The 6,928-nt window shown below is 47.8% G+C and carries 6 protein-coding genes; 2 read left to right on the plus strand and 4 right to left on the minus strand.

What is annotated here, in order from left to right; genetic code table 11:
• Positions 1-92: 92 nt before the first annotated feature.
• The 4 genes from lysA to AC5RDS_RS09165 form a co-directional block, all read right to left on the minus strand.
• A complete protein-coding gene (lysA, locus tag AC5RDS_RS09150; protein ID WP_118108226.1) occupies positions 93-1,238 on the minus strand; it encodes a diaminopimelate decarboxylase in 1,146 nt (381 codons plus the stop codon).
• 32 nt (positions 1,239-1,270) lie between these two features.
• Positions 1,271-2,593: an aspartate kinase gene (locus tag AC5RDS_RS09155; RefSeq protein ID WP_013613659.1), complete on the minus strand. Its 1,323-nt coding sequence runs from the start codon at positions 2,591-2,593 to the stop codon at positions 1,271-1,273.
• 103 nt (positions 2,594-2,696) lie between these two features.
• Complete coding sequence (gene prmA, locus AC5RDS_RS09160) at positions 2,697-3,548, minus strand: 50S ribosomal protein L11 methyltransferase (protein ID WP_013613660.1); 852 nt, start codon at positions 3,546-3,548, stop codon at positions 2,697-2,699.
• A gap of 12 nt (positions 3,549-3,560) precedes the next feature.
• Positions 3,561-4,928 (minus strand): methyltransferase RsmF C-terminal domain-like protein, encoded by a 1,368-nt coding sequence (locus tag AC5RDS_RS09165; RefSeq protein ID WP_118113136.1) that lies wholly within the window; start codon positions 4,926-4,928, stop codon positions 3,561-3,563.
• A 57-nt stretch (positions 4,929-4,985) separates the two neighbouring features.
• Here AC5RDS_RS09165 and murB point away from each other — a divergent pair, with 57 nt between their 5' ends.
• Together murB and AC5RDS_RS09175 are read left to right on the plus strand one after the other, a co-directional pair.
• On the plus strand, positions 4,986-6,002 hold the full coding sequence (murB, locus tag AC5RDS_RS09170; protein ID WP_013613662.1) for a UDP-N-acetylmuramate dehydrogenase: 1,017 nt from the start codon (positions 4,986-4,988) through the stop codon (positions 6,000-6,002).
• Positions 6,003-6,022: 20 nt separating this feature from the next.
• Positions 6,023-6,784, plus strand: a complete 762-nt coding sequence (locus AC5RDS_RS09175; RefSeq protein WP_013613663.1) for an acyl-[acyl-carrier-protein] thioesterase — start codon at positions 6,023-6,025, stop codon at positions 6,782-6,784.
• Positions 6,785-6,928 lie beyond the last annotated feature (144 nt).

The following is a 6,928-nucleotide window of genomic DNA, read 5'->3' on the forward strand; positions in this document are numbered from 1 at the left end:
CGGATAAGATCGGATGATGAGAAAAACGTAAAATTTCGGTTGAGATCAATCGTTTGGTATAGAGTGACCATTGGAAAACAAAATTCCTTTGGTCACTTTGGGTATTGAAAAACACTACCGGGCAGATCGCGCAGATTATAGCGGGAAGCCATTGCTTCGCCGTAGGCTCCGCAGGAATGGATAGCGATGAGATCTCCCCGGCGGGTTTCGTTTAAGACGACGTCTTTCCCGAAACAGTCGGCAGATTCGCATATCGGTCCTACCACGTCGTATTTCTCTTCGGGTCGGTCGGAGCTGATATTTTCTATCTTGTGAAAGGCCTGATAAAGGGCCGGGCGCAACAGATCGTTCATGCCTGCATCGAGGATTACGAATTTTCTGTTTTTCCCTTCTTTGACGTACAATACTTTAGAGATCAGATCTCCGCAGTGTGCGACGATCGAGCGTCCCAATTCGAAATGAATCTGCTGATGAGGTTCCGGTTCGAAAAATCGGGCGAAAGTGGCAAAGTAAGATTGGAAATCGGCAATGGGTTTTTCGTACGGTTCGTTGTAGTCGATCCCTAACCCTCCGCCGAAATTGATATGGGGCAGAAGGAGTCCGCGTTCTTTCATCTGCCGTTGGATCTCATTGGCCCGGATACATAATCCCCGGAAAACGGTCATGTCGGTGATTTGAGAACCGATGTGAAAATGCAGACCGATGAGTTCGATCTGTTTTAATTTCGCTACTTCCGTGATGACATGTTCCAGATCGTACAAATAAATACCGAATTTGTTTTCTTCGATACCTGTGGTGATATAGTGATGGGTATGGGCATCGACATTGGGATTGATGCGAAGGGCGATCCGGGCTTTTTTGCCCAGCCGGGCCGCAATCCCGTCGATCACCTGTATTTCCGGCAGGGACTCACAGTTGAAACAAAAGATATCGTGCTGTAAGGCAAGTTCTATCTCCGCATCGCTTTTGCCGACACCGGCATATACAATAGTATCGGCCGCGAAGCCGCATTCCAGTGCCTGCCGGATTTCATTTCCGCTGACACAGTCCGCTCCCAGTCCCTGCTGGCTGATCAGTCGCAGTAACACCGGATTGGCGTTAGCTTTGACGGCATAATGAACCCGGTAACCGTAAGGGGCTGATTCGGACTTTGCCGCTTGTACTGTTTTTTTCAGTAGCTCTAAATTATAGTAATAGAAGGGCGTCGGTGTTTGAACCGGTATCTGAGATAACTGCATAGTAAAGTGTGTTGTTGCTGAGTGAACTATTTTCAATGCTGAAGATCTTCCAGTTTATGACTGAGGTCTGTCATGGCTTTTTTCTTGTCTTCTTCTTTTACCAGAACCGAGATATTGTGTGCGCTGCCACCGTAAGAGATCATCCGGAGCGGAACTTCTTCGAGGGCTTTCAGAACCTGGGCTCCCAGTCCGGATTTACCGGCTGAAAAATCGCCGACGATACATACGATCGCCATATTGCGGTCGACCTCGATCGTGCCGTATTTTTCCAGATCTTTGAGGATTTCTTCCAGATGTTCCGTACAGTCGATAGTCAGAGAGACTGCCACTTCAGAAGTTGCGATCATATCGATCGGGGTCTTCCAGGCTTCGAATACTTCGAATACTTTCCGGAGGAAACCATAGGCCAGCAGCATATTGGTCGATTTGATCTTAATCGCGGTAATCCCGCTTTTGGCAGCGACGGCTTTCACATTTTTGGCCGGACTGTCTTCGGTGATCAGTGTACCTTCGTCGTCGGGGCATAAGGTGTTTTTCAGGCGTACCGGGATATTTTCTTTTTTCGCCGGTTGTACGCTGGACGGGTGAAGGATCTTCGCCCCGAAATAAGCCAATTCGGCAGCTTCGTCGAATGACAGATGCCGGATAGCCTTCGTCCCTTCGACGATACGGGGATCATTGTTATGAAAACCGTCGATGTCCGTCCAGATCTGGATCTCTTCAGCCTTGATGGCTGCCCCTACCAGTGCGGCGGAATAGTCGCTGCCTCCTCTTTTCAGGTTGTCGATTTCGCCGTAAGCATTCCGGCAGATAAAGCCTTGGGTAATGATCAGGGGGTGGGTGTCCGGTTGGGCCAGTTCGCGTTTCAGGTTTTGCCGGATATAAAAATAATCCGGTTCGCAGTCTTTATCGATACGCATATATTCCAGGGCTGACAAAAGCGTGTTGTTCACTCCGCATTCTTCCAGGTAATAATGCATCAACGTGGTAGACATGATTTCCCCCTGTGCCAATACAGCCTTTTCCTGAAGAGGATAGAAATCCTTGTTGATAAAAGAACGCAGATAGGTGAAAATGGTTTGAATGAAGGTTTTACCTTTCTGAATATAAGCTTCTGTTTCGAATAATTCTGTGATAACGATATAGTAGTTTACTTCCAGATTCTGAATGATATGGAGAGCAGCCTGTTTTTCATTCCGGTATAAGCAGTTAGAAATTTCAACCAAGGTATTGGTAGTCCCGGACATCGCCGATAAAACCACGATCTGAGGTTCGCCGTTATCGATCAATCCGGCCACTGCACGAATTCTGTCTGCACTTCCGACGGAGGTCCCTCCGAATTTTAAAACTTTCATATTTGTCAATTTTATAAACTCCAGTGTTTTTCTTATTTCCGGCTGCAAAGGTGCTATATTCAAATTGATAAAACAATACTTTGTTAAGAATTAAACAACGTGATTAATTTTTGTAGAAGCTGGCTGCCACCCAATTCTTGTCTTCCCGGTAAGTCATGAAAGTCAGACCTGATTGTGCCGCTCTTTCCTGGATGAGGGGAAGGTCTTGCAGATAAAATCCGCTCATGATCAGGAGGCCTTGGGGGAGGAGTCGGGCGACGTAATGGGGCATGTCTTCGAGAAGGATATTGCGGTTGATATTAGCCAGGATCACATCGAAAGGTGCCTCTGCTTCCAGTAACCGGGCGTCTCCGATTTTGATGGTGATGTTGTTCAGACCATTGGCCCGGATATTTTCCATCGCATTGTTGTAAGCCCATTCATCGATGTCGATGCCGGTGATTTCCCGGGCACCGGTTTTGGCAGCCAGGATAGACAGGATACCTGTTCCGCATCCCATGTCGAGTACCCGTTTGCCTGTAATCCGCTCCTTGTTGTCCAGGATGGTGCGTAGCATGAGGGCGGTGGTGGAATGGTGACCGGTACCGAAACTCATTTTGGGTTCGATCAGGATTTCATATTCGATGCCGGGAACCGGAGCGTGGAATCCGGCCCTGACTAAGATCCGGTCGTCTACCACGATGGGAGTGAAATTTTCTTCCCATACTTTGTTCCAGTCCTGGTCTTCGATTTCCTGTACCGAGGTTTCGATACGATAGTTCCGGGTGAAAAAATCGAATATTTCCAGCCGGGTGATGGCTTGTGCATTATAATCTTTGGCAGGAATGTAGGCCGTGAATCCCTGGTCGGTGTAGGAGAAACCATCGTAACCGATAGTACCCAGTTCGGAAATTAACGCATCTGCAACCGCTTCTTCGTAGGGGGTGATGTCGAAAGTAACTTCAATATAATTCATGGTTTTATTATTTTATTCGATTGTCATTCTGATTCTCCATTCTTTGGGGTAATAGTTGTTAAGCCGGTTGCCCAGGTGTTTGCACCATCCGAGACCCTGTCCGCGATAGGTAACCAATAACCATTCTGCGGTCTTGGGCGGCACCGGAATATCTTCTTTTTTCAGAAAGGTCAGGGCTGTCATCCGGTCGGTATCCAGGAGGGCGCAGTTTGCTTTATTCAGTCCCTGCCAGAGAGCGAGTGAAGGCAGAGGTTTACTTTTCCGGTTGATGATTTCTGCTATTTCACAACCTTGGTAGAGGATGTGCAGATTAGCCTCCAGTAGTTGTATAAATTCGCTGTGTTGCTCCGGGATTACGCCTATGATATTGTCTTTGGCATAGGGGCGGTAATATTCGGGTGTCCGGATATAAGCCCGGATGTCGCCGGGGAGAAGGGGGGGGGTATGTTTCGTATTTTTCCTGACTTTCCCGGCTCTGAATTCTTCGCCTTCGTTTTTTTGTACCACTCCGGTAAAAAATCCTTCTCCCGGAATCCGGTGAGGGTAGAAATGATAACAGTGAGCGGTTGAGTTTCCCGGGACAATTCCTGGAAAAAGAGGTGCGATTTCAATGGAACGGGCTCCGTATTTCCGTATCAATCGTTCCAGGATGGCTTCGTTTTCTCCGGGATTGTAAGTGCAGGTGCTATACACCAGGAAACCACCGGGTTTTAGGCAAGGCCAGATGTCTGCCAGAATCCGTTGCTGGCGTTCACTGCAAAGCTGCAGGTTGCTTTCGTTCCATTCCTGAATGGCACCGGGGTCTTTTCTGAACATGCCTTCTCCCGAACAGGGGGCATCTACGACGATGATATCGAAAGCGCCTTTCAGATGGTGAAAGTCTGCCGGATCATTGTTCGTGACGACTACATGGGAAGTTCCCCATTTGATCATATTTTCTTTTAAAATACCGGCCCGGGAACGGATAACTTCGTTAGCTACCAAAAGGCTGCCGGAGGAAAGCCGGGAAGCGATCAGGGTAGATTTGCCACCTGGAGCGGCACACAGATCCAATACTCTTACCGGATGAGCCGGTAGTATTTGTCCGAATATATGATATAAAAACATCGAAGAGGCTTCCTGTACATAGTAAGTCCCGCTATGTAGGCAAGGGTCCAGGGTGAAAACGGGGCGGCTCTTCAAATAATAGGCCGATTCGCACCAGGATACGGGTAAACCGATTTGCTCGTCGGGGAATAACCGGGAGATGGGGACGGGTTTTCCCGGGTTCAGCCGGATACTGACAGGAGGCTCTGTTTGCAGGGCTGCAAAGAAAGCTTCCGACTCTTCCGGTAAAAGTTTTCTCATGCGTTCTTCGAACAGAGCGGGTAAAGTGTTCATGTTTTTCCGTATATTTGCAAATAATTGTGTACAAAGATAAGTGATTTTGGATAAGTTATGATTGAAGTCAAGGAAGATTATAGTTTGAAACCATATAATACGTTTGCTATTGATGTCAAATGCAGGTATTTTGTCGAAAGTGACGAGGAGGAAGCGCTCCGGGCTTTTGTGGCTGATTATGAATGGCAACCGTCGGAAGTGTTGATTTTGGGAGGAGGAAGTAATTTCCTTTTTACGGAAGATTTTACCGGTACTGTTTTTTATCCGGCGATGCAGGGAAAAGAGGTGATAAAGGAAGATGAGGAAGAGGTGTGGGTTAGGATTGGAGCCGGAGTGGAATGGGACGATTTTGTGGCCTGGACAGTGGAACAGGGATGGGGTGGAGTTGAAAATCTTTCTTTTATTCCGGGGCATGTCGGAGCAGCTCCGGTGCAAAATGTCGGAGCCTATGGGATGGAAGCCGGCGAGCGGATCGACCGGGTGGAAGCGATAGCCCTGGATAAAGCTATCCAGGTGGAAATTGCAGGAAAAGATTGCCGTTTCGCTTATCGGGATAGTATTTTTAAACGGGAGTGGAAAAATCGGTATATCATTACCCGGGTGGTATTCCGGTTGTCCAAAAAACCGGAGTTTCGGCTGGATTATGGTGCCTTGCGGAGCGAACTTGAAAAGATGGGGGGAGAAGTGAATTTGACGAATATCCGGCAGGCGGTGATTCGGATTCGCCGTTCTAAATTGCCGGACGTGGCGGAGATTCCCAATGCGGGGAGTTTTTTTAAAAATCCCGTGGTCAGTCGGGAACAGGCGGACCGGCTTTTGGCGGAATATCCCGGAATGCCTGTCTATGAGGTCGACGATGCTTGTTGCAAGTTGGCTGCCGGCTGGATGATCGAACAATGTGGTTGGAAAGGACGTACATGGGGGAAGGCCGGGGTACATGACAAACAGGCTTTGGTATTGGTGAATCGGGGGGGAGCCAGTGGTATCGAGATTACCCGCCTGGCGAATGAAATCCGGAAAAGTGTATTCATGAAATTCGGGATCTGGATAGAACCTGAAGTCTATGTGATTTGAATGAAGTTAAAAACAAAGCTATGGTGACGAAGTATGCAGAGAAAGTAAAAATTTACAACCACTATACCAATTACAAAGGCAGGTTGTTTGTGAAAACTTTGTGTGATTTGTTCAACGATGCGGCCGAGGTACAGACCGAACTATATAAGGTGGATGTGGATACCTTGAATGCACAAGGGTTTACCTGGATGTTGCATCGTCTGCATATCCTGCTCCATAAGATGCCTTTAAAGGAAGAAATCGTGACTATCGAGACCTGGCCTTCGGGGATCGACCGTTTGTTTGCCTTGCGTGACTACCGGATGTTCCGGGAAGACGGGGAGGAATTGGTGCGGGCAACTTCCGAATGGATGTATATCGATATGAAACGGAGAAGACCTTTGCGTTTGCCGGAGAATGTCATTGCCATGAGTACGGAGCATAACATCCCTAAGTTGGTGTTGGCCCCTTTGCTGGATGAGAAGGAATTTGGCGGAGAGAGACAGGGAATACGCCATTTTACAGCGACTTTCGATAACATTGATTTTAACGGGCACGTGACTCAGGCTTCGTATGTCCGCTGGATTACCAATTCGCTGCCTTTCGGGTTTCTAAAAGAGCATGTGTTGACAGAAATTGAAGTGATTTATGCCCATGAGATTATGCCGGATAGTCAGATTCATTCCGCTTATCGCATGGAAGAACGGGGTGAAAATGAAGTGGTGGTTTGGCATGAAGTGAAAGACGAAACCGAGCACTTGACGCATTGTCAGGCCAAAACGGTATGGATGAAGCAGGGATAGAGTTGCTGAGTTATAGAGTTGCTGAGTTATAGAGTTGCTGAGTTGTAGAGTTGCTGAGTTGCTGAGTTGCTGAGTTGTAGAGTTGCTGAGTTGTAGAGTTGCTGAGTTGTAGAGTTGCTGAGTTGTAGAGTTGCTGAGTTGTAG

This window comes from Odoribacter sp. (assembly GCF_985060555.1).

What these genes read in the sequence shown, in the direction of transcription:
- murB (WP_013613662.1), top strand. Translation starts at nt 4,986, where the DNA reads ATGATTGAAGTCAAGGAAGATTATAGTTTGAAACCATATAATACGTTT.
- AC5RDS_RS09155 (WP_013613659.1), bottom strand. Translation starts at nt 2,593, where the DNA reads ATGAAAGTTTTAAAATTCGGAGGGACCTCCGTCGGAAGTGCAGACAGA.
- prmA (WP_013613660.1), bottom strand. Translation starts at nt 3,548, where the DNA reads ATGAATTATATTGAAGTTACTTTCGACATCACCCCCTACGAAGAAGCG.
- AC5RDS_RS09165 (WP_118113136.1), bottom strand. Translation starts at nt 4,928, where the DNA reads ATGAACACTTTACCCGCTCTGTTCGAAGAACGCATGAGAAAACTTTTA.
- lysA (WP_118108226.1), bottom strand. Translation starts at nt 1,238, where the DNA reads ATGCAGTTATCTCAGATACCGGTTCAAACACCGACGCCCTTCTATTAC.
- AC5RDS_RS09175 (WP_013613663.1), top strand. Translation starts at nt 6,023, where the DNA reads ATGGTGACGAAGTATGCAGAGAAAGTAAAAATTTACAACCACTATACC.